This window comes from Chitinophaga polysaccharea, assembly GCF_902150045.1.
GTDB classification, from domain to species: Bacteria; Bacteroidota; Bacteroidia; order Chitinophagales; family Chitinophagaceae; genus Chitinophaga; species Chitinophaga polysaccharea_A.
The window spans coordinates 920089-945774 of record NZ_CABFVU010000003.1 but is presented as its reverse complement, the minus strand read 5'-3'; the positions used below and the strand labels follow the sequence as shown (position 1 = coordinate 945774).

Annotated in this window: 19 protein-coding genes and 1 pseudogene; 10 read left to right on the top strand and 10 right to left on the bottom strand. The window is 47.6% G+C overall.

Annotated features, from left to right (window positions below):
* The first annotated feature begins 178 nt into the window (after positions 1–178).
* Complete coding sequence (locus FN124_RS24285; RefSeq protein WP_142687359.1) at positions 179–1000, top strand: alpha/beta fold hydrolase; 822 nt, start codon at positions 179–181, stop codon at positions 998–1000.
* A 90-nt stretch (positions 1001–1090) separates the two neighbouring features.
* On the opposite strand, the gene FN124_RS24280 is transcribed toward FN124_RS24285, so the two are convergent.
* A complete protein-coding gene (locus FN124_RS24280) occupies positions 1091–1723 on the bottom strand; it encodes an ankyrin repeat domain-containing protein (protein WP_142687358.1) in 633 nt (210 codons plus the stop codon).
* Between the two features lie 67 nt (positions 1724–1790).
* Here FN124_RS24280 and FN124_RS24275 point away from each other — a divergent pair, with 67 nt between their 5' ends.
* From FN124_RS24275 to FN124_RS24260, 4 genes are all read left to right on the top strand, one after another.
* Positions 1791–2357: a sigma-70 family RNA polymerase sigma factor gene (locus FN124_RS24275; protein ID WP_185937349.1), complete on the top strand. Its 567-nt coding sequence runs from the start codon at positions 1791–1793 to the stop codon at positions 2355–2357.
* Between the two features lie 57 nt (positions 2358–2414).
* Positions 2415–3455: a FecR family protein gene (locus tag FN124_RS24270; RefSeq protein ID WP_142687356.1), complete on the top strand. Its 1041-nt coding sequence runs from the start codon at positions 2415–2417 to the stop codon at positions 3453–3455.
* Positions 3456–3540: 85 nt separating this feature from the next.
* Entirely contained in the window at positions 3541–6702 is a 3162-nt protein-coding gene (locus FN124_RS24265) for a SusC/RagA family TonB-linked outer membrane protein (RefSeq protein WP_142687355.1), read from the top strand.
* Between the two features lie 17 nt (positions 6703–6719).
* Positions 6720–8321, top strand: a complete 1602-nt coding sequence (locus FN124_RS24260) for a RagB/SusD family nutrient uptake outer membrane protein (protein WP_142687354.1) — start codon at positions 6720–6722, stop codon at positions 8319–8321.
* A gap of 147 nt (positions 8322–8468) precedes the next feature.
* Here the strand turns inward: FN124_RS24260 and FN124_RS24255 are convergent, their stop codons facing one another.
* The 5 genes from FN124_RS24255 to FN124_RS24235 all read right to left on the bottom strand — a co-directional run bounded on the left by FN124_RS24255 (position 8469) and on the right by FN124_RS24235 (position 17674).
* On the bottom strand, positions 8469–10703 hold the full coding sequence (locus FN124_RS24255) for a GDSL-type esterase/lipase family protein (protein WP_142687353.1): 2235 nt from the start codon (positions 10701–10703) through the stop codon (positions 8469–8471).
* A 433-nt stretch (positions 10704–11136) separates the two neighbouring features.
* The gene (locus tag FN124_RS24250; protein ID WP_142687352.1) at positions 11137–13212 is read right to left on the bottom strand and encodes a tetratricopeptide repeat-containing sensor histidine kinase; all 2076 of its coding nucleotides are present in this window, start codon (positions 13210–13212) and stop codon (positions 11137–11139) included.
* Between the two features lie 135 nt (positions 13213–13347).
* Positions 13348–14700, bottom strand: a complete 1353-nt coding sequence (locus FN124_RS24245; protein ID WP_142687351.1) for an eCIS core domain-containing protein — start codon at positions 14698–14700, stop codon at positions 13348–13350.
* 85 nt (positions 14701–14785) lie between these two features.
* Positions 14786–17164 carry an ABC transporter permease gene (locus FN124_RS24240; RefSeq protein ID WP_142687350.1) on the bottom strand — a complete coding sequence of 793 codons (2379 nt, stop codon included), beginning with the start codon at positions 17162–17164 and terminating at the stop codon, positions 14786–14788.
* Positions 17165–17479: 315 nt separating this feature from the next.
* Positions 17480–17674, bottom strand: a complete 195-nt coding sequence (locus FN124_RS24235; protein ID WP_142687349.1) for a DUF6194 family protein — start codon at positions 17672–17674, stop codon at positions 17480–17482.
* 105 nt (positions 17675–17779) lie between these two features.
* Here FN124_RS24235 and FN124_RS24230 point away from each other — a divergent pair, with 105 nt between their 5' ends.
* The 4 genes from FN124_RS24230 to FN124_RS24215 all read left to right on the top strand — a co-directional run bounded on the left by FN124_RS24230 (position 17780) and on the right by FN124_RS24215 (position 21373).
* Positions 17780–18178 (top strand): winged helix-turn-helix transcriptional regulator, encoded by a 399-nt coding sequence (locus FN124_RS24230; RefSeq protein ID WP_142687348.1) that lies wholly within the window; start codon positions 17780–17782, stop codon positions 18176–18178.
* Between the two features lie 135 nt (positions 18179–18313).
* A complete protein-coding gene (locus FN124_RS24225) occupies positions 18314–19237 on the top strand; it encodes a hypothetical protein (protein ID WP_142687347.1) in 924 nt (307 codons plus the stop codon).
* 140 nt (positions 19238–19377) lie between these two features.
* Entirely contained in the window at positions 19378–20283 is a 906-nt protein-coding gene (locus FN124_RS24220) for an NAD(P)H-binding protein (protein ID WP_142687346.1), read from the top strand.
* A 169-nt stretch (positions 20284–20452) separates the two neighbouring features.
* A complete protein-coding gene (locus FN124_RS24215; RefSeq protein ID WP_142687345.1) occupies positions 20453–21373 on the top strand; it encodes a helix-turn-helix domain-containing protein in 921 nt (306 codons plus the stop codon).
* Between the two features lie 457 nt (positions 21374–21830).
* On the opposite strand, the gene FN124_RS24205 is transcribed toward FN124_RS24215, so the two are convergent.
* From FN124_RS24205 to FN124_RS31835, 4 genes and pseudogenes are all read right to left on the bottom strand, one after another.
* Positions 21831–22157: a magnetosome magnetite crystal formation protein family gene (locus FN124_RS24205; RefSeq protein WP_142687343.1), complete on the bottom strand. Its 327-nt coding sequence runs from the start codon at positions 22155–22157 to the stop codon at positions 21831–21833.
* Between the two features lie 86 nt (positions 22158–22243).
* Positions 22244–22741 carry a response regulator gene (locus FN124_RS24200; protein ID WP_142687342.1) on the bottom strand — a complete coding sequence of 166 codons (498 nt, stop codon included), beginning with the start codon at positions 22739–22741 and terminating at the stop codon, positions 22244–22246.
* A gap of 9 nt (positions 22742–22750) precedes the next feature.
* Positions 22751–23896, bottom strand: coding sequence for a sensor histidine kinase (locus tag FN124_RS24195; protein ID WP_142687341.1), 1146 nt, complete (start codon positions 23894–23896; stop codon positions 22751–22753).
* A gap of 15 nt (positions 23897–23911) precedes the next feature.
* Positions 23912–23983 (bottom strand): annotated as a pseudogene (locus tag FN124_RS31835) (hypothetical protein); the annotation flags it as partial.
* Between the two features lie 1128 nt (positions 23984–25111).
* Here FN124_RS31835 and FN124_RS24185 point away from each other — a divergent pair.
* Positions 25112–25606 carry an LIC11966 family surface protein gene (locus FN124_RS24185; RefSeq protein WP_142687339.1) on the top strand — a complete coding sequence of 165 codons (495 nt, stop codon included), beginning with the start codon at positions 25112–25114 and terminating at the stop codon, positions 25604–25606.
* Positions 25607–25686 lie beyond the last annotated feature (80 nt).

Sequence of the window (25686 nt, the reverse complement as noted above, 5' to 3'; positions counted from 1 at the left end):
GCCAGGCAAACTATCAGAAAAACCTGTTATTTTTTTGTATCCAATGAACAACCATATCATTTTCCGTGTTAGAAAATATCGTTTCCCGGGCGATCAATATGCCTTTGGGAAAGGCATATGACGGATATATTATGCCAACATCATCAACAACTGTTTAATCATTAAAAAATTTAAACCAATGAGTACAATCAAAGTAAAAGACGGTACAGAGATCTATTACAAAGACTGGGGAACGGGGCAGCCTGTTGTTTTCCATCATGGCTGGCCTTTATCAGGTGACGACTGGGACGGGCAGATGATATTTTTCCTGCAGCAGGGATTCAGGGTGATTGCTCATGACCGGAGAGGACACGGAAGATCCACTCAAACTTCGAAAGGCCACGATATGGACACCTACGCAGCAGATGTAGCGGAGCTGGTCCAGGCGCTTGATTTAAAGGATGCCATCCATGTAGGGCATTCAACAGGTGGAGGAGAAGTGATCCGTTATGCAGCCAAATATGGCAAGGGCCGGGTGGCGAAAGCCGTGCTTATCAGCGCGGTAACGCCCATTATGGTGAAATCTGATTCCAACCCTGATGGCGTGCCATTATCTGTATTTGATGAGATCCGCAATAACACCGCTACCCAGAGAACACAGTTCTTCCAGGATTTTACCCTGCCTTTCTACGGGTACAACCGGGAAGGCGCAAAGATATCACAGGGAGTGAGGGATAATTGGTGGCGCCAGGGCATGATGGGTGCAATCACTGCTCACTACGACTGTATCAAGGCTTTTTCGGAAACAGATTTTACAGAAGATCTCAAAAGTGTAGATATTCCGGTACTGGTATTGCACGGGGAAGATGACCAGATTGTACCATACCCGATTTCCGGGCTTAAGGCAGCGGGGTTATTAAAGAACGGGAAACTCATTTCTTATCCCGGATTTCCGCATGGCATGCCTACTACGGAAGCTGCCACAATTAATAAGGATCTCCTGGCTTTCTTTAAGTCCTGATAGTTGTTCAATATATTTCAGCCCCCTTGTATCTGCCAGTGTGCAGGTACAAGGGGGCTGTTTTTTTATAAAGTATTTTAATGGAGATGTTTATTTTAACAGGTTAATCCATTCAACATCTTCTTCATCAAGAAATTCAAAAGGAGTATCCCCGTCTATATTGGGAATGGTTTTATCAGCGCCTGCGGCGATCAGCAGCCGGGCGCATTCCAGCTGGTTACGCCTGTTTTCCGCGCCTCCGTTTTTGAATCCATGGATAGCCCACAATAAGGGGGTGCCCCTGAAATCAATACAGCGTTTATTAACTGTCGCTCCTTCCTGCAGCAACCTGTTTACCAGTTGATCCCTTCCGGTCCAGGCAGCCCAGTGTAATGCAGTGCCTCCATGGCACCCCGCATGGTGAATATCAGCGCCGTTCTCTATGTACAGTATGCCTGTTTCATCTGCGTGCAGGCTGGCAGCTGCTGTAAGGGGCGTATCCATTTTTTCCGCCGGTTCATTGCCGTTAACGTTGGCCCCGTATTCCAGGAATATCTTCGCCATTTCAACGGCTTCCTTGTCGGTATAACTGTGGGCAAACACGCCATCACAGATGCGGTGCAAAGGATGGGCTTTCGTAGTATTGACGTCATCGAAGGGAATGCCCTCATTAGCCAGTGAAGGATTTTGCGAAAGCGCTTTCCTGATCCCTTCATAGTCTTTATTGGTAATCAGTTCTTTCATACTATATTTATTATCTCTGAAAATAATACCTGTTATTTATTTAAATTAGGTCCGTAAAATCTACGTTGTGAATATTATAGCTGCTTTGAAGCAAGGTAATTTACTGGTATTTAACGAGGTATACCACTCCTGCCATAAAAGGATCTATTATTTTATTCTCCGCAAAACCAAATCATCCTTCCTCGCTGAAGAAGTTACCCAGCTTACCTTTATCAAATGCTGGAATTACCGGGAGAGCCTTGCCGACGATCTTGATATTACCATCCAGTTATTCAGGATAGCCCGTACCACGTTGATCGACCAGCTTCGTAAAGATACAGTTTACAGGGAAAAGGTGATTCATGTAATAGACAAATACACTCTGCCGGCCGATGGTGTGTGGGACAGGCTGGGAGAGAAGGAGCTCCGGCATAAGCTGGCCCATGCCCTGGAAGAGATGCCGCCCATGCGCCGCAAGGTGTTTGAGATGAGCCGGTTTAAAGGTATGACTTACCAGCAGATAGCCAGCGAGCTATCCTTGTCGTCCAGAACAGTAGAAGCCCATATTTTCCAGGCCATAAAGCAGATCAGGCATTATCTGGGTGTGATACTGCTGCTCACGGGGTGGCTGCTGACTGTTGAAAATATTTTTTGAACGGGACTAAGTACCCTGTCTTTCATAAACGTATTATTTATTTATCAGCCGTAGGTTATGATAAACGACGAATTAATTGAACGGTTCTTTGCAAATCAATGTACCCCTGAGGAAGCCCTGCAGGTAAGCCGTTACCTGGAGGAACACCCGGAAGTGCTGGAACTGTACCTGCCGGAGAAAGAATTCCTGGAGTTACATAATGAAGGCGATATCCCCGAAGTGGTATCGCAGCAATGGCTGAACAATATTCACCAGCAAAGCAATGCGGTGACAAACAGAACAAAATGGATAAAGCGCCTGGCTATCGCTGCGGCTGCAGTGGGTTTGATTGCGCTGGCATCCCGGCTGATGGTAAAGCCTGCACAGGAACAACCATTTGCCGGCAATGAGCCAAACGTTATCATCCCGCAAAACCAACAGGCACAACAAAGAAATAATACCAGTAAGCCAATGGCCATCGTATTACCAGATGGATCTGTGGTGCAGTTGCTGCCACAGGCAGCCATTACCTATCATAAGCTCTTTAATGAGAACAGGAATATTTATCTCACGGGAGAAGCTGATTTCACCGTTGTTCCAGATAAAGCGTATCCCTTTACTGTATACAGCAGCGAGCTGCATACAACGGTGCTCGGCACTTTCTTTCATGTGAAGGCATTGCCGGGGGAAGATATGATCAGTGTAAGGCTTAATACCGGCAAGGTGAGGGTAAGTATTGATACAAAAAAGAAAACAGAAGACGTGATATTAACGCCCGGTAAAGAATTACGGTATAACAGGAAAACAGGTATCTCCAATTTACTGACCTTCAACACTACAGGTGCTGATGTGATGGTAAAAGCCGGCACCGGTAACCAGGCCAATGTAAAACCGGACTGGTACAAATTCAATAACCAGCCCATGACACAGGTGCTTGACCAGTTAAGTAATTACTATGGTATTGCCATTTATTATTATCCTCAGGATATTACTGACATTTATTTTGACGGCAAATTTGAGAATACCGATTCACTGGATAAAATACTAACCGATCTTACCTTACCTAATAATCTGAAATTGATAAGAAACGACAGTGGGTTTGTAATCAGACGAAAATAATTCAGCAATTATAGTTTTATTCTACAACAAGGTGCAAAGGCGCCCGGGGACTGTCATGCCCTGTACTTAAAAACACGTTCCAGTTATGAAGACGTTTTATCGACCAGATTTACGGCTGTTGCCGTTCCTTGCCTTGTTTTTCCTGTGCCTGCCCTTTGCCTCGCAGGCCCAGCATCCCCGGTTGCAGGTAACCGGTACCGTGCGCAGCGACCAGGGGGAACTGCTGCCCAATGCCTCTGTTGTTGCATTGAATGAAAAAACAAAATACACCGCAGGTGTAGTAACAGACAGCAATGGCGTTTTCCGCTTTTCCGGGTTGCCCCAGGAGGGCAGGTATTTGTTCAGCATTTCCTATATGGGCTATGAAACCCAGCAGTTAAACAGCGTAGCGCTGAAACCCGGAGCCACCTTAACTCTGGCAGTGCGGCTTACCCGTACCATCGCCGCCCTGAACGACCTGATAGTGATTGGCTACGGTACCGCCAGGCGGAAAGATGTGGCCGGTTCCTTCAGCGTTGTTTCCGTAAAGGAAGCCGGCGCTGTGAATGCCACCAACCCTTCCCAGTTGCTGATCGGTAAAGCGGCGGGTGTGCAGGTGCTGCAAAGCAGCGGCGCCGCCGGTGCAGACGCGCAGATCATTATCCGTGGCACGGGCAGCTTTACGGATATTAATCCCCTGTATGTAATAGACGGTATCCAGGGAACCAAGAATTTATTCAATACCCTGAACCCGCAGGATATAGAAAACATCACTATCCTCAAAGATGCATCCTCTACGGCCATCTACGGATCTGCCGCGGCCAACGGCGTGGTGATCATTACCACCAAAAAGGGTAAAACAGGCCCTCCGAGGGTTAGCTTCACTTCACAATGGGGCATTGCCAAAGCATGGAAAAAACTGGACCTGCTGAACGCAGCCCAGTATGTAGATGCGCTCAAAGACCTGGCCGCTACAAAGAATGCGGTGTTGCCCGCCAAATTTAATACCCCGGCGGTTTTGCAGGATAGTACCGATTGGCAGGATGCTATTTTCCGCAACGCGCTGGTATCTGAAAATGATGTGAACATCAGCGGTGGAGGCGAAAAGGTGAACTATTCCGTATCTGCTACCTATATCAACCAGAAAGCTATTTTAACCAACGCTACCAATAAGCGGTTGCAGGCGCGCATTGGCCTGGAAGAACAGCTTGGCCGCTTCCGCTTTACACAGAATATTATCTTACGCCAATATGTATCTGATGGCAACTATGCCAGCATTCTCAACGGCATCCGGTACGCGCCCTATAAACCGGCGCTGGACCCGAATATCCAGGGAGGCTATTCCATTTTATCCAACATCGAAGACTATAGCAATGCATCAAATCCGCTACAGGATATTAACCTGAGAAGCCAGACTACAAAATCGCTCGCTTTTTTTCCACAGCTATCCGGCGAAGTGCGTATCATCAACGGGCTGAAATTCCGCTCACAGTTTGCGGCAGAAATAAACTCCACCCGTGCCAACAGCTACCAGCAGCAGTACCAGTCGTCTAACTACCTGAACCAGGCGCGCCAGTCGGGGCTCAATTTCACTGAGAACTCCTACTACATGCTGGAAAATTATCTTACCTATGATAAAACAATTAAAAAGCACCAGCTTTCCCTGATGGCCGGCCAAAGCTATATTGACCCCGGCGTGACCAACGGTTCCAATGTACGCGGCACCGGCCAGCCAAACGATAATATCACCAACGTAGGCGTAGCGCCTTCACAATCCGTTACAAGTACCTATTCCAACTATGCACGCCCGTCGGTGATCTCCTACTATGGAAGGGCAGGATATACCTACGATGATAAGTACGTGCTCACCGCCAGCTTCCGCAGGGATGGCGCTTCCAACTTCGGCGCCAACACCCGTTATGGTAATTTTGCTTCGGGAGGAGTAGCATGGAGCTTTTCTGAAGAAGAATTTATTAAACGCGCACTGCCTGTTTTATCTAATGGTAAACTGCGTGCAGGCTGGGGACAAACCGGTAACAACAATATCCCCAACTTCCTGAACACCGCAAGAACTTACCAGGGTACGCCTGCCGGTGCATTGGTGTATTCATTCGGCAGCAATGAAACATTTGTTTCCGGTACCACCATTTCTACATTGAGCAACCCGGACCTTCAATGGGAACAAACCAATCAAACCGATATTGGGCTGGACCTGGGCTTCCTGAATAACCGGCTTACAATTGCCGCCGACTGGTACAACCGTAAGAGCACCGGGTTGTTAGTGAGCACCTTCCTGCCTGCCAGCATTGGCGTAAGCACCACCGGCAACCAGCCGAGGAAAACACTGAACGCTGCAGATGCCGCCAACAAAGGATTTGAACTGACGATCGGGTATGGTGATAAAGTAGGAAAGAACTTCAGGTACAACGTTAGCGTAAATGGCTCCATTAACCATAACGAGGTATTGTCGTTAGGCGCACAGTTTTCCGCCCCTATCCAGGCAGGTGCTTTTGACCCCGTGCCCACTACTACCTATACCGCCGCAGGCAGCGCCATTGGCTCTTTCTACGGCTACCGTAAAGATCACGTAGCGAGGGATGCAGCAGAAATAGCTGCACTGGATGCCGAAGCAGTAAAGAAAACAGGTAACGCCAATGCTAAATACCAGGATGGCCTGTTGCCCGGTGATTTTATTTATAAAGACCTGGACGGCGACGGCAGGGTAACTGCGAAAGACCAGCAAATCCTGGGAAACCCTATCCCTAAATATATTTACGGGTTCAATGCGTCCCTTACCTGGAAAAATTTCGATCTGAATATTGTTATCTCCGGTATCAGTGGTCTGAAGCTGCTGAACGGGTTAAAATTGAATACAGAGATGATGGCCACCGGCCACAATGCGTCTACAGCTATTCTCGACAGGTGGCGCAAACCCGGTGATGAAGCGGCTTTGCCACGACTGGGACAAAACGCAACAGGTAGCGGTAACCTTCGCCCTTCCGACTGGTGGCTGGAAGACGGCAGTTACCTGCGCATGCGTAATATCACCATCGGTTATAATACGCCCGTTTCCATGCTGACCACTCTTACCAAAGGCACCGTTAAATCCTTACGCATTTATGTGGCCGCACAAAACCTGTTTACCATCACCAATTACACCGGGTATGACCCTGAAATAGTGGGCGACTATCTCTTTGCCCGTGGTATAGACCAGGGACAGGTGCCACAGCCAAGAACATTCCTGGGAGGTATTCAATTAGGGTTTTAATTTTTAAAATGAATTTTATGAAGACGTATATTTTTCAATTGCTGCTTATCGCCGGATTGATCACCGTTAGCACGGGGTGTAAAAAGTCGAAGCTGGAACTGGTAGATCAGAGCGCCTATGCTTACGATACTTACTTTACAAATACCGGCGCCCTCAACCAGGCTACTGTAGCCAGTTACGCTACCCTGCTGCATCCGGGGTTATGGGCCAGGGAATACTATTTTATTTTTGACCTGCTGGGAAATGAGGCCAAACGCGCCAGCTTCCTGCAGGGCGCAGAACAGGAACTGGGCGATTATAGCTTTGGTACCAATAATACTAATCTCTCTTTCCTGTGGGGAGCTTTATACCGGATGATATTCCGTACCAACCTGGTGATCGACAGGGCTGCAGCATGGAATCCCACCGCGGCGGCAGACCGTGCCAAAATAAACCAATACGTAGCGGAAGTAAAATTCCTGCGGGCATATGCATACTTTCACCTGGTTACTTTATGGGGAGATGTGCCTTTGTATGTTGACTACCAGACTACGCTCAACAACAACTACCTGCCCCGCAGCTCGGCGGCAGACGTATGGAAACAGATAGAGAAAGACCTCACGGAAGCACAGGCTACTGCCGAATTACCGGTGACCTATCCCGTTACCGATCTGGGCCGCGCTACCAAAGGCGCTGTTACGGCGTTGCTTGGAAAAGTTTATCTCTACCAGAAAAAATGGGCGCCTGCACAAACGGAGCTGCAAAAGCTTATGGCCGCGCCTTACACCTATAAACTGGCTCCTGTATACGACAGCCTCTTCTCCATTGCGAACCAGAATACGCCGGAGAATATTTTCCAGATCATGAACCAGCAATGGACCGACTGGGGCGTGGGATCGCCTTATTATATGTTTGGAAACGGCGCTGAACAGGTAGGTAAGCAAACGCATTCAGGCAGGGCTATGGAGTATGGCTGGAACGACTGGAAAAACGTATACATCAGTAACTCTTCCGTACATGCGTTCACGTATGCCCACCCGGTGAACGGGTTGCCTTATACAGACCCCCGCGCTAAATCCACGTTTTATGGCACCGCTGCATCCGGTGGTGATACAGCGTATTGCCAGCAATGCGCTGCCGGCCCTAAGCCTTATCCCTTTGATGCCAATGATCCCCAGGGCGATTACCGGTGGAAGAAGTATGAATATTATAATCTCGTTGAAAAATACGGAGATCCCAAAAGCCCTATTAACGGGCAGGTGATCCGCCTGGCGGATGTAATGCTTATGCTTGCCGAAGCCTATATCCAGCAAGGGAATACAGGTAATGAGCCACTGGCGCTGATTGACAGTGTACGTTCCCGCGCCGGTGCTGTTTTATATACTGCGCTGGGAGATAAGAACAATGCCATGAAGCTGCTGATGCGCGAGCGGCAGCTGGAGTTGTGCGGTGAACAGTGCCGTTATTTTGACCTGATCCGCTGGGGCATCGCCAAGCAAACTATTAACGCAGAGAAACTGGCGGAACCAGGTACAGGTACACAGCCCTTCCAGGATAAACATGTGTTGCTGCCTGTTCCCGACAATGAAAAGAATTATAATCCCAATGTAGCCGCACAGATCCGGAATGGTTGGAACTAGATGTAATATCCCTCGTTATCCCTAAGGGAGGCTGTATCATAACTAACTTAATGGGTGTGAGAATCGCATATACGAAAATTTTCTCCACCCGGTACCCGAGTAAAATCGGGTAAAAGTTATTTATGATACAGCCTCCTTTTGGAGGAATTACATTTTCACCAGTTTGTATCGTTGTGTATTATTGATGATGATAAAATAAATACCCGGTTTCAGCTCCCCGATGTCGAGGCGGTTAGTCACTGTTTTTTGCCGTACATATACCAGGGCGCCCAGCGTGTTATACACTTCCACTTTATAAGGCTTGCCGTTCAGGCCCCGTAGCAGCACATAATCCTGCGCCGGATTGGGATACAATTTAATGCCGGTTGTATTAACGTAGGATTTGATCATTCCGGCTGTTGCCATCATGCTGTTATTCCCGCTTAATGCGTTGATGGTGCAGAGGGAATCGGGAATAGCTGCAGCCACTACACGTTCAAACAGGATACGCTGCCCCCAGGCATTGAAATGTACATCGTCGCCGCTGTTGTAGGCCGGCTCAATAAATCCTGCGCTGGTGGCAAGCCCGTTGTAGAAATCAATGGATCTGCCGCTGAAATACTTTATGATGGTGTCTTTCATTTGCCGTAACCGGATAGCCGCATCATAACCCAGGTTGCCACGTGGCTGGGTGGTGGTAACCCAGAGGGGCACACCTGATTGTGCTGCCAGCTGTTTCAGCGCAAGGTAGTTGTCTCTCGTTTTAATTAACGGGAAACCACGGGCTTCATCATTGGTGGGCATATTGATGATAATGACATCCGGGTTGAGCGACAGGGCTTTGGTGATATTGTGTTGTACATCTACATAAAAAGTATTGCCCAGCGAAGTATAGGGAGGCGTGCCATCCGGCATGATATGCTGCGTGGTATAGCCGCCTATGGCAAGATTGATCAACGTATCTGCCGCGTTGTGGTTTGCTTTGAGATAACGGGCAAAACGGAAGGTCCAGGCGCTGTCGCGATCAGGCAGGCCATCGCCATAAGCTGTGGAGGAGCCTAATACCACGATCCGCAACGGCGTATTGCAGGCGGATGTGGCACTGTCGGCCGCGCCAAATACGAACTGGCTGTAGAAATGCCTGTTGTCTGTAGCATTCATCTGGAGCCGGTAGTAGTAAAGCAGGCCGGGTATTACCGTGTTATCGGTATAGACGTAGTTTTTTAAGGCTGCTGAATTCCCTGCGGCGGCTACTGTTCCTGCAACTGTCCAGTTAATGGAATCTGTACTTCGTTGAACCGTGAACGTGAGTGTGTTGCTTTCCAGCAGTGTGGCCCAGTTGAGCTGTATTTTGCCGGGCTGACTGCTGAGCGTAAATGTTGATAACCGGAAGGGCGCGTAATACAACGTATCCGGAATGCCTTTCACTACGGAACTGTAGGTATGGTTATCGCTTGAATCCACCATGTTAAGCCGGTAGTAGCGGGGTAATGCAGGATGATCTGTAAACGTATAGGTGAGTGGCACATTGCTGTTGCCTGCTGCTGTCAGCTGGCTGAGCTGCGCCCAGCTGATGGAGTCGGTGCTGTATTCAACGAGGAAAGATTTTGTTTTTTCTTCCCTGGCGGTGGTCCATGTTAGCTTTAATGAATCCTTTTGCTGGCTCACTGCAAACGAGGTAAGCTGGAAAGCGCCGCTGGCGGGCGGTGTGCAGAGTGCTTCCGGTATTTGTTTGGCAACCACCCTGCTGAAAAGCACCTGCTGCCCTGAGGAGTTGAAATGAAAGCCATCGCCTGCGCTGTATTGCGTAGCGATCTGGTTGGTGGCGGAGGCCAGCCCGGTCCAGAAGTCGATAGCTTTATTGCCGAAGTAAAGATCGATACTGTCTTTCATTTGCCGCAGCCGCCCTGCGCCGGCAGTACCCAGGTTGTCCCTGGGTTGGGTGGTGGCCACCCATAACGGGATATTATTTTGCGCCGCCGCCTGTTTTAGCGCCAGGTAATTGGCCACCTGTACAGATAACGGGAAGCCGCGGCCTTCATCATCGTTGGAGATGTTGATAATAATCGCATCGGGCAAGAGTGAAATAGCTTTGGAGATATTTTTATTTACATCTACCGAAAAAGTATTTCCCAAAACAGTATAAGGAGGCGTACCGGTGGCCTGGATATTCTGCGTGGTAAAGCCGCCTACGGCCAGGTTAATGACCGTATCAGCCGCGTTGTGATTTGCTTTGAGATAACGGGCAAAACGGAAGGTCCAGGCGCTGTCGCGGCTGGGCACCCCATTGCCCCATGCGGTAGAGGAGCCTAATACAACAATCCGCAGGGGAGTGGTACAGTTTTGTGCATAACAACAACCTGCTGTTATAAACAGTAATGCTGACAGTAAAATTTTTCTCATGGGTATAAGGATTATTTGTTCCGGGTTAAATTGAAAACTGCGCAGGAGTATCGGCTATAGGGGAATACGTTATTAAGCTTCAAAATAGGGCATGTCACTGCAAAAATGAAGCGGCGGCCCGTATATATTTCACTAGATAATTTTTGCATTATCCGCTGCGTACTACTTATTTCTGACCTTCAGGCAGATTATATTACCGTATGGAAACTTTTAACCGGACGTTCATCTTTGCAATACTATTAACCCAATTTGCCGGGGCGCAGGAGGTTATCACAAGATAACATTTTCAATAAGCGGGAAGCTGGGCACAACATCGCCCATTGATAACGGGCATGTATATACGGGCGATTTACTGATGAAGGTGGGGAAGCCGGCGCAAAGCGTACCAGCGTAGTGCTGAAGGTGACTGCCATCTGAATTAATCAGGGAGGTATTAGTTGAGAGGGAGTTTCACAAAAAACGTGGTTCCTTCGCCCGGTGAGCTTTCAAACCAGATGGAGCCTCCATGAGCTTCTGAGATCTGTTTTGCGATGGCCAGTCCCATTCCGTACGGGCGTTCCCCGCCGGTGCCTGGCCTTTTCGCTTCTGTGAACAGGTCAAAGATCTTGCTTTTCATTTCATCCGGTATGCCTATGCCCTGGTCGCTGACGGCAACGACTACGTGATCAGGCGCTGTTGTTGTGGTGATCCGGATAAGGGTATTACCCGGGCTGAACTTAATGGCATTCGAGAGCAGGTTACTGAAAACCCGCCATATTTTTTCCCTGTTGATGCTGATCATAATGTGTGTGGTTTGAAGCTGTATACGCTGCTGCTTTTCGGTGGCCCTGAGCTGCATCATATCCACACAGTAGTGCATCAGCTCATTGAGCTCAACCGGTTCTTTTTTCAGCTCATACTGTACTGTATAATGGAGGAGGTCACTGATCAGGTGGATAGCGCTTTGACCGGCTGAACGGATCATTCCCAGCATGCTGCGGTCTTCGCCACTATGATGATTTTCCTGGAGCATCAGTTCACAAAGGCTGGTGATAGCGCCTACCGGGTTTCGCAGATCGTGCGCCACTACCTTCATGATGCGGGTATTATCCTGGTGGCTTTGTTCAAGGGCTTTCAGGGTTTCCAGTGTCTCGCGGTTTTTTTCTTCTACCTGGCGGTTAAGGGTGGTTAGTTCCTTTACATTTTTATAGGACCGCCGGAGGTTTTTCCATAGCAAAAACAGGATCAGGATAGTTAATACAGAGAATATAATGGCTGCTAAAAGATAGCTTGTTTTAAGCTGGTTGTTTTTATGGAGCAGCGCGATTTGGTATTGTTGTCCTGCATCCTTTATACCTGCGTCGAGGTCTGCTTCTTTTAATCCTGTGTTTACCTCATCCAGGGAATCTTTAAGTTGGTAATAGCGCTGGCTGTAATGATAGGCGCCTGGCAGGTCGCCGGTTTTATCAAGATAGTGCCATTTCAGCTGCAGCCATTGCTGCCATATAGCGTCGTTTATAATGCCTTTGCCCCGTTTGGTATCCAGGTCGCTGCCTAACTGGGCCAGGAGGTCATTTGCCTCGCGGAAGCGGTTAATACCCAGGTAAAGCCTGATCAGCTTGAGCTTGGAGGTTTGTGCATCTTCCACTGCATTGCCGGGCTGGTCGTTGATACGGATATTTTCCTTTAAGTAGTATTCTGCGGAGTCAACATTTCCTTTTTTTGCATAGACGCCGCCAAGATTACCATATACCACGCCGGTTGCAACTTCCGCGAATTGCTTTTTGTGTGGGAATTTTAAACGCGCCGCGCTGATAAATTGAAGCGCTTTCTGATAGTAGTTGAGGGCACTGTCGGGCTGGTTGGCCTTTTCAAAACATAATGCAATAGAGTTCAGATCTGCCTGGGGGAACAGGAACAGGTTATTAAAATCCTTGGGACTGGCCGACTGGCAATGCTGATACTCTGAAAAGGCCTCTTTAAAGTAAGGGATAGCGCCCAGGTACTTTCCCTGCCGGTATGCTATAACACCGAGCTTGCTGCTGAATTTACCATAATAACAGGTGTCGAGGTGTTTTTGTACGAACTGTTTGCCGTTGAAGAAACTTTTATAGGCCTGGCTGTATTGTTTGTCGGCCATATTTACTTCTCCCTGCCTGTAAAGAGTGCTGGCATAATCATCTGCATAGATCTTTTCCCTGCCTTTCAGGCTCAGGAACATGCTGTCGAGGTTGGCCCTGGCCAGAGGGATATTTCTCTGGTAAAAGGTGTAGAGGTTAGTCCGGTGGTTATATTTCACCCAGAGATCATGATAGCTTGGTGCGTTGAGTGTGGCATATGCAGAGTCCAGGTAATGCGGTACATCATCCATATGTCCGCTGTTGAGCATACTGTCAATAACATAGTCAACCTGCTCAACAAACCTGGAATGATCCGGGTTTTCTGTTGAGTGTTTGCATCCGGGAGCTAACAGGCATGCTATGATAACAACCAGGCGGGCCGGCAGGTATTTTATGGGCTTTACGGGCATGGTTTTTAGCACATAACAGGAATGTAATAGCTATAAGGTAGTAAAAAATAGCATCCAAAATTCATTTGGATGGTTAAAAATATTTAGCAGCTGGCGTGGCTGTGTTTCAACTTTTCCGGAGAAGTAAAAAGATGCTTATTGTTTCCCGCCGGTAACACCGGTAGTGCTGGTGGCACTGTGGATATAAGCATTGAGATCGTTATTGAAATTAGCACGTGGTACCAGGTTGTAGTGCCTGCCTGTGGGGTACATTTGCCCGATACCGGTAATGTGGTTATCGCCTACTTTCCAGATACCTACTCGTCCCTGGAAAGCGGCGACGGTAGCGCTGTTATGCATATGATCATTCCGGTCGTTTGTGGCAGTTGCCTTGCTGGGCTCATAAATGGCCGGTTTGTTTTCCCAGTATGCTTTCAGTTTTATCATATCTTCTATCACTTTCTGCCTGTATTGGAGGTTGCCTGCATTTTCGGCAACGGCCAGTCCATCCATACCAGCCTGTAAGCTGATCCATTCCTGGCTGGTGATCATTTCATGCAGGGCGGTTCCTTCTTCATGGCTCAGTGTTGTTACTTCCTCCTGGTATAAGCTCTTCACCGTATTTAATGTTTTCCAGGGGCTACGTACAGCCATAAGATAAGGCATGCCTCCGTCATTAGTGGCATGAATGCACTTTGCGATACTGTTTGCAAAAAGATGATAGAAGAATCTCAACCGGCGACCGGCTTCATCGCCGCGTGTTTCGTGCATTTCTATAGGTTTGAAGGCGGCTTCCTGCCAATACAAACCTGTGCGGCCAAAGAGGTGATTACAGTAAGCGATTTCCGCTGGCCTGCGTTTTTGTGATTCGCTGTGTTCTTCGCCTACCATATTCAGTTTGTTGGTATCTATACTGATACGCTGTACTACACCGGTTTTCAATTGAGCAGGGGTATGGTAATGATGCGGGGAGGCGCTTTGTAGCTGCATGGCTTTCTGTCCCATGAGGTCGGCCTCCTGTTCAAGGCCCTTATCATCGTTTACAGGAACTCCCTGTTTTAATTGTGTGGTAGCCTGTACCCGTCCTTGTTTTTGTTGTACTACATGCCATGCTTCATGCGCCAGGTGCTGTTCCTGTCCGGGCCCGATATGGATATCTGTTCCTTTTGCATAGGCAAGCGCCTGCAGTTGGGCAGGCTCAGCAGAATTGTAGTGAACCCTTACATCATCCATACTGTATCCTGATATGTTTTCTATACCATTTTTGAGCTGGTCGGGCATACCGGTTTTGTTTTCTTTTTTTTGTACCGGTTGATTGCCAGTCAGTGTTCGCAGGGCTTTCTGCTGTGTAGTTTTGTCGTTGCCGGTAACCAGATGTTCGTAGGGGCGGAGCTGGATGGCCCCAGGCCCATTGCCTGCGGTATGTACTGCCGCCGGGGTTATACGGTTTGCAACCGGGGTAGCTGCCCGGTTTTTTCCGCTGTGAGGGTCATCAGCATGTGTGGTCATGAGGCTATTTTTTGCTGGTAGTATGAAGATAATAAAAAAAGCCGGTTATTTACCAGCTTTTAGTGAGATGTATTAGCGCGGCATGCTATTCATTCTTCAGGCTTATTACCGGGTTGTCCAGCGCCGCTTTGAGCGATTTCAGGCTGATGGTTACAATGACCATCCCAAACGTGATCACCACGGGCCAGAGGAAGCTACAGGCATCCAGGTTAAGCCGGAAAACAAATTCCTGCAGCCAGCGATGCATCACATACCAGGCAACAGGGATGGCTACCACCAGGGCTATGAGCAACAGCCGTATAAATTCTTTCATAAACAACCATAAAATGCTGCCTATGCTTGCTCCCAATACTTTCCGTACACCTATTTCCTTTTTCCGTTGTACTGCCATAAACGATACCATACCGAACAAGCCGATACATCCTACCAGGATGGCCAGTAAGGAAAACGTTTGTATCAGCTGTAATAAAACTTCTTCTGCATGATACATCTCACGGATATTATCATCCAGGAAGTCGTAAGACCAGGTATAATCCGGGTATACATCTTTCCAAAGTTTCTCCATTACCGGTAACAATTGCCTGGCATGCCGCATATCAATATTCACGGCACAATTGTAGTAATGCCGATAGTCGCTGTACATACACACCGGCTCAATATCCTGGTGAAAATTGTTGGTATGAAAATCTTTCACTACACCTACGATCATAGTCTTTATATCATACACTTTCAGCGTTTTCCCGATAACAGATTCCGGCGATTTCACCATTACCCGTTTTACAATTGTTTCATTAACAAGACAGCCATTTATGGTGTCGCCGCCATACAGGTTACGGCCAGCCACCAGGTGAAGTCCAAAGGCGGAGAGGTAGTTGGTATCCGCTGCTTTTACATTCAGCTGGAAGGGCTCGGCCCGGGGCCGGTTGTCATATTTAAATTCGTTTGTATTATTCATGTCCGACATCGGCGATGTAAAACAAAAGCTCAGCTTATTGACGCCCGCCAATGCCGTTAGCTCGTTGCGTAGCCCATCTACCGCAGATTTCTTTTCTTCCGGGATATTTATCATTACTATGCCGGCTTTATTAAAACCAATATCGGTATCCATAGAAGACCGCAGCTGCCTGGAAATGATAAGGGTGCAGCTGAGCATGAACAGCACAATGGAAAACTGGAGCACCACCAGTATTTTTCTCAGCGGGATACCGGCGGCGCTGCTGCTGATCATTTTACCCTTAATGGTTTCCACGGCTTTCATGCGCGACAGTACCGTACCGGGATAGTAACCTACCAGCAGGGTAACCAGGCTGAATAGTATTGCTGTAAAAAGGACAAACGGCGCCTGGAATATTACGCTACCTGCAATATTTGTATCGAATAGCTGGTTGAAGTGTGGCAGCAGCAGGTAGGCTGCCAGCACAGATAGCACCATTGCGCCCAGTACCAGCATTCCTGTTTCCATCATAAACTGCCAGCGGATCTGGGCGCCCGAGCTGCCCAGTACTTTCCGCACGCCTGCTCCGCGGGAGCGGTGAAATAAGCGTGCCGTTGCCAGGTTCACGAAATTAATACCCGCGGTGATGACCAGGAAAAGCCCGATCAGCGCCAGTCCCCATAGTTGTTTCTTTTCTATCTGCCCGTCGTAGGTCCTGTTGAAATGGATGTCGTTCAGCGGCTGCATAAACAGTTTGGTAGATTTTGCCGCCCTTGGTGAATTTTTAGTGAGAAAGGCCGGGAAGATCTTCTCCACTGCGGCGCTGGTAATTCCGGGCCTCAGTTTTATGAAGCATTGTATTTCGCTGGAAACGGCGCCCCAGCTGCTGTCGCTGGCCATCCAGGGATCGGCTGTCCTGAAGCTGCTATAAGATAAATAGATCTGCTGCTGGTTCACGCTGTTCACCGGGATATCTTCCAGAATACCTGCGATGGTGAATTTATACTTGTTGGAGAGCAGGAACTGCTTGCCTATGGCCGGTTGCCCGGGAAAGAGCCGGTTAGCCTCCCTGCGGGTGATCACCGCGTTATCGGGTTCCTGCAATACCGCTTCGTTCCCCTCCAGGAACGGGTAGTTAAAAATCCGGAAGTAGCCTGGTTCCACATAGGCGGCGGCGATATGAAACAGTTTGCGGGAAGACCCTTCACCCACACTGATCTGCGGTTCCTCCAGGCCGGCCCGCATTACTACCTGTTCCCCATAGGCATAATCATTCCTGAAAGCTTTACCCAGCGGCTGCGGTACTCCCTGTGAATAATCTTCTTTATCATAATCAGACATGGATACGATCCGGTAAATACGGCCGGCATCTTTATGAAAATTATCAAAACTTAAATGGTAATTCAATAAACAGAATATCAGCATGGCCCCGGCAAACCCGGTGGTTAGTCCTACCAGGTTGATCAGGGTAAAGGCGCCGTTATGCCGTAAATTTCTCCATGCAGTTTTAAGCCAGTGCAGCTGCATCATAAGATGGTATTTTGATCACAGTTCAGGCACATAAAATAAGCCAATATGAAAACCCGCTACCAGTGTGCATGCTTTTTCAGGGTGCTGTCCGTAATCGGACAAATGCGTGCATAAGTGGACTAGGAGCGGCGCTCAAGTTTTAATGATCGTACTATTTTAAGTGTGCTGTTTTAAATGAAACTGACAGGCCGCTTTGCTGGCATAAAAGTTAATTATCTGCTTTCGCCGCCTGTTTTTTATCAAAGCGTTTTTTGGCAACAAGATGGGCTTCGTTGATGTAGTTGATTGTTTCCGTTAGCCGATCGCCTTCAGGGTTCAGGATATATTTACTCTGAACACACCATCCCGGTTAAGATTGGATACATTATCATGCTCATTATCTGAGGCTGCAAAGGTTACAAAGGGGAGTACCTGTTCCGGGCCATAGAAGAAAAATGTGTATCCGAAGCTTTCAAGTTTTGTGACGTTGGGTAATTCAGTAATATGCTGTTCAATGTGTTGTAATGACATGGCAGGTGTGTTTTGTTGGGTGCAAATTTCACCTTATTGCGGTACATTTACAAGGGGTTACTATTTTGGCATATAGTAACACGGAGTAAAGTAACAGGAACTATTATGGCTTTGGAGGATAAAAATAAAACAGAAAGAGTTTGCCCGTTCCAGGAAGCGATGGACCTGATTTCCGGGAAGTGGACAATGTCGATCATCAACACCCTGATGGCAGGGAAGATGCGGTTTAAAGAGCTGGAGAGGAGTGTGGCAGGGATTAATACCCGGATGCTGGTAAAGGAGCTAAAGCAACTTGAAGCCCGGAAAATCATCAGCCGGCAGGCTTATGCCACTATGCCTCCAACGGTGGAGTATTCGTTAACTGAAAAGGGGAAGTTGTTAAAGCCGGTGCTGGTGGAGATACAGGTGTGGGCGCTGGGGAATTTGGAGCGATGTGTTGCGCAAATCCAATGCGTTTTTGAACTATATGTTTGTATAGTTTTGAAAGTTCAAATATCCAAATGACAAACTATCAGATAAATAAATTAAACTTTTCTATAAAGAAAAACAAGATGGTGTTATCATCATCTGGCAGGCATGCAAAATTGTTCCACTTGCATTATCTTGCGCTTTCATTATGAATAACTGCTGACTTATACTATGAAGAACAAGTTTATTAACCTCAGCGCCTGGGCGCCTGTATACCTCATTTTCATGCTGGTAGCCTGTCGTGGCAACAGCAAAAAAACGGAAAGCAAGCAACCTGTTGCCACTGCAACCCATACGGATTCATTGGCCAATAAGCATGTTGATATCCCAACTGCGTCTACCGAAGCATATGTTTCAGGGATCTTCAGCAGGAGGCAGGCTATTGAAAAACAGCTACCAGGTATAGACGCCGGTGCGGCTGCCAGGCTTTATAATTCCCTTGCCCTTTATGTAGATACTGCCCTGATAGGTATTAGCAACAATGAGCATGAATGGGTGGATGAATACGTGAATTTTTATTCAGAAGCAAAAGGCAAAGTAGTACCGCCCGCCAGGGTGCAACAGCGCATTGATTTACTCGCAACAGCAGGTATTGAGCCCTGGGAAATAGGGGAGGGATATACGGAGCTTCGTACGGTTCCAACATTTTATACCGGTTTATTCCAGGCTTCCCTGCCTGCCGATTATGGAGCGTACCTGCAATTGCGCGCCGATGAAGATACGGTGTTATACAGCGCCGATGCAGGGTTAGTGATCCCATTCAGATTGATTGGAAAGCGGGCCCTTAACTGGGAGCAGTTCCTGGACAATTATCCCGGCAGTATTTTCGCTGCCGCAGCCCGGGAGCTGTATGAGGGATATTGTGAGGATTACCTTTTTGGGGAAGACAATACGCCATCGTTTGAATACTATGATAAGCTTACCTCGCTGATCCCGGAGAATAAAGCAGAATATATCTCTTTCGTGGAGCAGCACGGGACCACCAAAACTGCAGGGATTGTAAAACTGTTCCTGGATAAAGTAACTACGGCAAAAAACTATATCGAATTGCGCCAGCAACTGAGAGCAGCGATAGCGGCCGTTTATGAAGGGTAGATCAGTTTATTGCCTGTTTAGCCGGAGTGGGTTGACTTGACCGCCCGCATAACCCCTTCCTTTTGGCTACAACAATGCGCCTTTAGGCTACAGTCATTTTGTGATTCCGGCGGATTTTTGCATCAACAAAGCAATCACATATGAATATCGTACTTACAGGCTCATTGGGCAATATAGGGAAACCACTCACAAAAGAGCTGGTGGAAAAAGGGCACTCGGTAACTGTTATCAGCAGCAATCCCGAAAGGCAGAAAAACATTGAAGCACTTGGAGCAAAGGCCGCCATTGGCACCATAGAAGACGCCGGTTTTTTATCCGCCACATTTAAAGGAGCTGATATAGTTTACCTGATGGAAACATTAGACGCTGCAGGCGGCTTCTTTGACCCGGAAGTTGATTTTATTGCCGCTATCAGCCAGATAGGCCACAACTATAAGCAGGCGGTTGAGCAGTCGGGCGTGAAACGTGTTGTGCATCTCAGCAGCATTGGCGCTCACATGAGCAAAGGAAATGGCATCCTGGTCTTTCACTACAATGTGGAAACTATACTGAAGCAATTGCCAGATGAGGTTTCCATTAAGTTCATGCGCCCTGTTGGTTTTTATACCAATACCTTCTCACTTATCCGGAACATAAAAGCGCAGGGAACCATCATTTCAAACTATGGCGGAGACAAAAAAGAACCCTGGGTATCGCCACTGGATATCGCGGAGGTGGTTGCGGAAGAAATGGAGAAGCCCTTTGCCGGCAGAACCATACGCTATATTGCCAGTGATGAAGTTTCGCCAAACGAAGTGGCTGCCACATTGGGGGAGGCCATCGGTATGCCGGGCCTGAAATGGGAGGTGATCCCTGATGCAAAGCAGTTGGAACGTTGGCTGGCAGCAGGGATGAATGCACAGGTAGCTAATGGTTTTGTGGAGATGCAGGCAAGCCAGGGCAGCGGCGTGTTGTATGAAGACTACTACCGCCACCAACCGGTTTTAGGTAAAGTAAAGCTGAAAGATTTTGCAAAGGATTTTGCAGCAGCATTTAATAAAGCATAACCCGTCTTAATTAAACATCGGACCAGCGCTTTGTACATTGCCTGGCAACACGTTTAATAAAACATTACTCCCTTTAATTGCCGCAAATGGGACTATAATGCACGGGCACATCTGTGCCATTTGTGAGCAATTATTGGTGTAACTTTAGACAGATATTAATAGTGAAAAGATGGTGAATATAAAAACCCAAAGGGTTAAAACGATCAGTGAGTTCCATCAGCTCAGGGATTTGCCCAAGCCGGAACATCCCCTGATCAGCGTAGTGGATTATGCGGATGTGAAACGGCCGCCTGATATCAGCGACATCAACTGGGTGTTTGACTTCTACCAGATTTCCATTAAACGGGGCGTGAACGGTAAAATGAGATATGGCCAGCAGGAATATGATTTTGATGAAGGTGTGATGTTTTTTATTGCGCCTAACCAGGTGTTCAGAATAGAACCGGAGCTCAACGCCACGGCCGTACGCTCTGGATGGATGTTGCTGATCCACCCGGACTTTTTCTGGAATACTGCCCTGGCAAAAAACATTCAGCAATATGAATATTTTGACTACTCGGTAAACGAGGCTTTGTTCCTTTCTGATAAAGAGGAATCGATCATCAATCATATCATCCAGGCCATCCGGCAGGAATACCATTCCAATATCGATCATTTCAGCCAGCAGATCATCATCTCACAAATAGAAACGTTGCTCAGTTATTCTGAACGGTTTTATCACCGCCAGTTCATCACCAGGAAAATCACCAATCATAAAATCCTGGACAGGCTGGAAAACCTGCTGTCTGATTATTTCAGGGAGGATGACCTGGCAGTGAAAGGATTGCCTACGGTACAATACATTGCGCAATCATTAAACCTTTCGCCCAAATACCTGAGTAACCTGCTAAAGGTATTAACCGGGCAAACCGCGCAGCAACATATTCATGAAAAGCTGATTGAGAAAGCCAAAGAGAAGTTATCGACCACTGATCTGTCTGTCAGTGAAATTGCATATGAACTTGGATTTGAGCATCCGCAATCTTTCAGCAAACTATTCAAAAGCAAAACGGATCTTTCCCCGCTGGAGTTCAGGGCCAGCTTTAGCTAATCGCACTATTCCCCGGCATTGTAAAGCAGTTACTTCCCGTTCGGATGCTGTTATGGCTTCCGCACTGTAGGTAAACATTTCATGGTAAAACCAGGGAAGATAAAAGCAGAAAATATCCGCTCAAATCTCCCCTGATCTTTTAAAATCCAAAGTAATCAAATCAGTCTGATCAGCGTAATAAGTTTAATCCTGAGTCAGACAAAATCCGTGTCAGACAATCTCCGCGTGGTATTAGCTCTTTTGCGTCTTCCCGCTGAGCACAAATAGAATCGAGCCTAAAACGATCAACCCTATTTTAATTCCCCACGCAGGGCCTTCTCCCCATTTATAGATCCATATTAGTATTCGGGGTACATGGTTAAAGAAACCGGTAACAATGGATAAAAGGCCAAAAATCACTAAAAGGGATGCTATCTTCTGCATATAAGGGGTGTTTATAGAATGAATAATAGGGTGATTACATGAGGAAACTGAACTTATTCCCGAACATAGGGCCAACCACAGGTACAGCCTTTCTGCGGCCACTCATTGCATTGATAATGCCAGCCACCCACAATGCCAGTATGGCGATGTTTGCATACGCTATTATAGAAAGGGAAGGTATAATATGCGCAATGATATTAATGGCGGAGCCAAGGATAAGGCTGATAATAGCAATACCTAACGATTGCTTCAGGTGATAGGTTACGAAAGGATCACGCTCCTTGTCTTTATACCGGAAAAATGCGATCAGCCACCCGATAATGGTGATGTAGGAAATGATAGCCAACGTTTTCTTGTCCATGCTGTATTCGTTTTAGATTGTTAATTTGTTGCAACAAAGCTACGACCAGCAGGAGGGGTTCTTTATTCCTGAAATCAGCTAATTTTTTATATCAATCCGAATTGAGTGGCAAATTTTATCATGATCTCTTTCTCCCGGCGGGTGATCTTTGGGATTTCCGTAAGCTCTCCTTCCTGTACCTGGCTTACAATATTGCGCGAGGCCCGGCACAGGTATATTTCGCCCTTCAGGGCAGCGTTGATGGCCATGATGATCTCATCGCCAACGGCATTCTTCAGTACATAGCCATTGGCGCCGCTGTTAAGCACGTTCTTGATTACCGGTCGTTCATTGTGCACGCTCAGCGCAATAATACGCACGTCTTTATCATATTTGCGGACCTGCTGGCAGAGGTCTATTCCATTGATGTCGGGTAAATTGATGTCGAGAAGCACTACATCGGGCGCCAGGTCTTCAATCGCCTGCAAACCTGCTTTGCCGGTATCGAAACAACCGGTCACTGTTACATCTTCCTGGCGCGACAACAGGTTCTTCAATCCTTCCATTACAATAGGGTGATCATCTATCAGCAATACTTTTATCATAAACTAAGATCATTTTACAACACATTCAATATCAAATGCAGCACCGGTTCCCGGAGCGGATTCTATTTCAAGGGTGCCATTCAGCATTTCCACGCGCGACTGGATATTGGCCAATCCTGCGCCTTTCAGCGATTGAAGATGCGTAGTGTCAAATCCTTTCCCATCGTCTTCCACCACAAGGAAAAGCTGGTTATCCCGCTGCTGAAGCTGTACCAGGATCTGTGATGCAGAGGCATGTTTCACGGCGTTGTTCACCAGCTCCTGGGCAATACGGTATAATGTTACCTGCCGGCCGTGGCTCATGTTGTTCTGGTAATTATACACCTGGCAGGAAACGGGAACGCCCGATTTTTTAAGCCCGTTGCAGTATTCTTTTATGGCTTCTCCCAAACCGTATTTAATCAGCACTTCCGGCATCATGCTCCTGGCTATCCTGCGCAGTTCGTCCACGGCGCTGTCCAGGTGATGCATGGTTTTATGAACAATGGTTTGCCGGGGCAATGAGGTTCCTGGTTCCTGTAATGCGGAGAGCTCTATTTTTACGCCTGAGAGCAGCCCGCCGAGGCCATCGTGCAAATCGCGGGCAAGGCGGGTACGTTCCTGTTCCTGCCCTTCCAGCATAGCAGAGAGAACGGACATGCGATGCGACTGGTTGATCTGTTCCAGCTCCAGGTTGTGCAGCCGCTGCTTTTGTTTAAGGGCGTTCGACCGCTGCTTGAAAGCATAGTACAGGAATGCGGCGGCGAGGAACAATGCAATGGTAAGCGCGGAATATATTTTATTGAGCTTCCTGTTATAGGTGAATCTTTCGTTCACTGTTTTCAGTTCCTGCTCCCGTTTGGCGGTCTTGAAATTCGCATCGGTAAGCGCTTTTTGTTGTACCTCCGCTTTATATTTTGCATTGAGCAGTGATTTATCTTTCAGGGCGGCGGCATATTTCGCGGCCAGTAATGCCTGGTCTTTTTGCCCGGAAAGATACCTGGTGTGGATCAGTTCCCGGTTCCTTTGTTCTGCGAGTAACCGTACCTGCAGCAGGTCCTTCTCTTTGCGGGCCATTTCATATTTGGCTTCCAGGTCTTTGGCTTTGCTCATCTTCTCCCCGTCAAACAGCTCCTTGTAGATATCCATGTATTGTTTGTAGTTGAAAAGCGCCATGGAAGTATCTTTTCTCTGTTCGTACGCGGTTGCCAGTCCGAGGTACGACTGGGAAAGGTTGTATTTATCATAAAGGGGATCCTGCACTGATGTTGCAATGGCGTTGTTGTAATATTCAATCGCCTCGTTATAGTCGCCTCGTTATAGTCGCCGCGGTTATGGGCCATATTGGCCAGGGTGTTATATACGCCGGCTTCCACTACATATTGTTTAGTCATCCTGCCTTCTTCCAGCGCTATATTGTTGTAATAGTCGATACTGTCTTTGTTGGCCTGGGTGGGAGGCATATTCTCTGCAAAAATATTGGCCAGCCCGGCGGCGGCGAAGGGAATATCGCTGGGATTCACGAGCCGTTGCCTGTTGGCCCTTGCAATATTGAGTGCATAGCGTATATAAAACAGCGCTGAATCAAGCGCCTCTTGACGGGAATTGTTGCTGCGGTAAAGATTGGTGAAATACGAGCCCCGTTCCTGGTTGGCGCTGATCAGTTTATCCAGCGAGCCCAGTTTATTGGCGGCGGCCAGGGAGAGCCGGGTATATTTTTCAACATTCACCAGGTCGTACCACCGTAAGTAAATGCCCGCCAGTTCTGAATAAATAGCTTGTTTATATCTTAACGCATCCGGTTCATTTTCCAGGATATCAAGGGCCTGCTGCAACGTGTGGATGCCCTCTGTTTCCTTGTGCGCGCGGATCTGCAGCCAGGCTTTCATGTATTGCACATATCCTTTCATCAGGTTGCTGTGCGACCGGGCTATGTAATAATTGGCGCTGTCCATGCATTGATAGGCGGCGTTTTCATCTCCCATAATAAAATAAGAGGCGGCCATCATGCCATAGGTATGAGCGCGGTATTGGCCGTCTTTCATAGGAGCGGCCATGGCCAGGGAGCCACGCAGGATACCCAGGCCTTCCTTCCAGCCTGAGTTAAAGAATACCACCTGCCCAAGCCTGTCCATTGCGTCTATACGTTTTTCCAGCGGCAGCTGCGGCCGGGCTATAATATTACGAAGCGAATCGGCCAGCAATTGCGCATTACTGCTGGCAGTGGTAAGAAGCAAGGTGATAGTGCATACGATACGGCAGGTGCATGGTTTTTTTGATCAGCTGCAAATTTACAATTGTCGTGGAATTAAAAATGGCTGATTTCAGGGATATCTCCACCAGGCTTCTGCCGCTACTTTTGCCTTATCAATTCATGAAAACTAAAACAAAATGAAAAACGTAAAAGCCATTTTCACCTCCTTCTGTATTGCTGCCGTTAGTACCCTGATTGCAAGTTGCGGCGCATCGCTTAGCCCTGTTGAATATAATAATAAGCTGATGTCTGTGATGAATGAGCAGGAAAAACATATGAATGAAATGAATACTGCCATGGTGAGCCAGGACTTTGCCAAAGCGGAATCGGTGCGTAAAACATGGGTAGAGCAGCTGGATAAATCCATTGCGGAAGTGAACAAGATAGAAACCATCAAAGAGGATGGAGGCCTGAAATCAGCTGTGGAACAGGGATTGAAAGAATATAGAAAGATAGCCGGCGAAACTTACAAAGAACTGATAGGATTGCGGACGAAAGAGAAAAGCGGCGATACTTCCGTACAGCCGCAGATCCAGGCCGCGCTTAACAGGATCAATCAATCGTTTGAACCTATAGGAGGAAACATCAACAAAGCCGGTGATGAATTTGTAAAGAAGCATAGCAAGCCATAGTACCGGCAACCATTGACTTTGTCAGAAGAAGAACCATGGGCTGACCCAAAAGTATTCTTTGCTTTTGGGCAGCCTTTTTT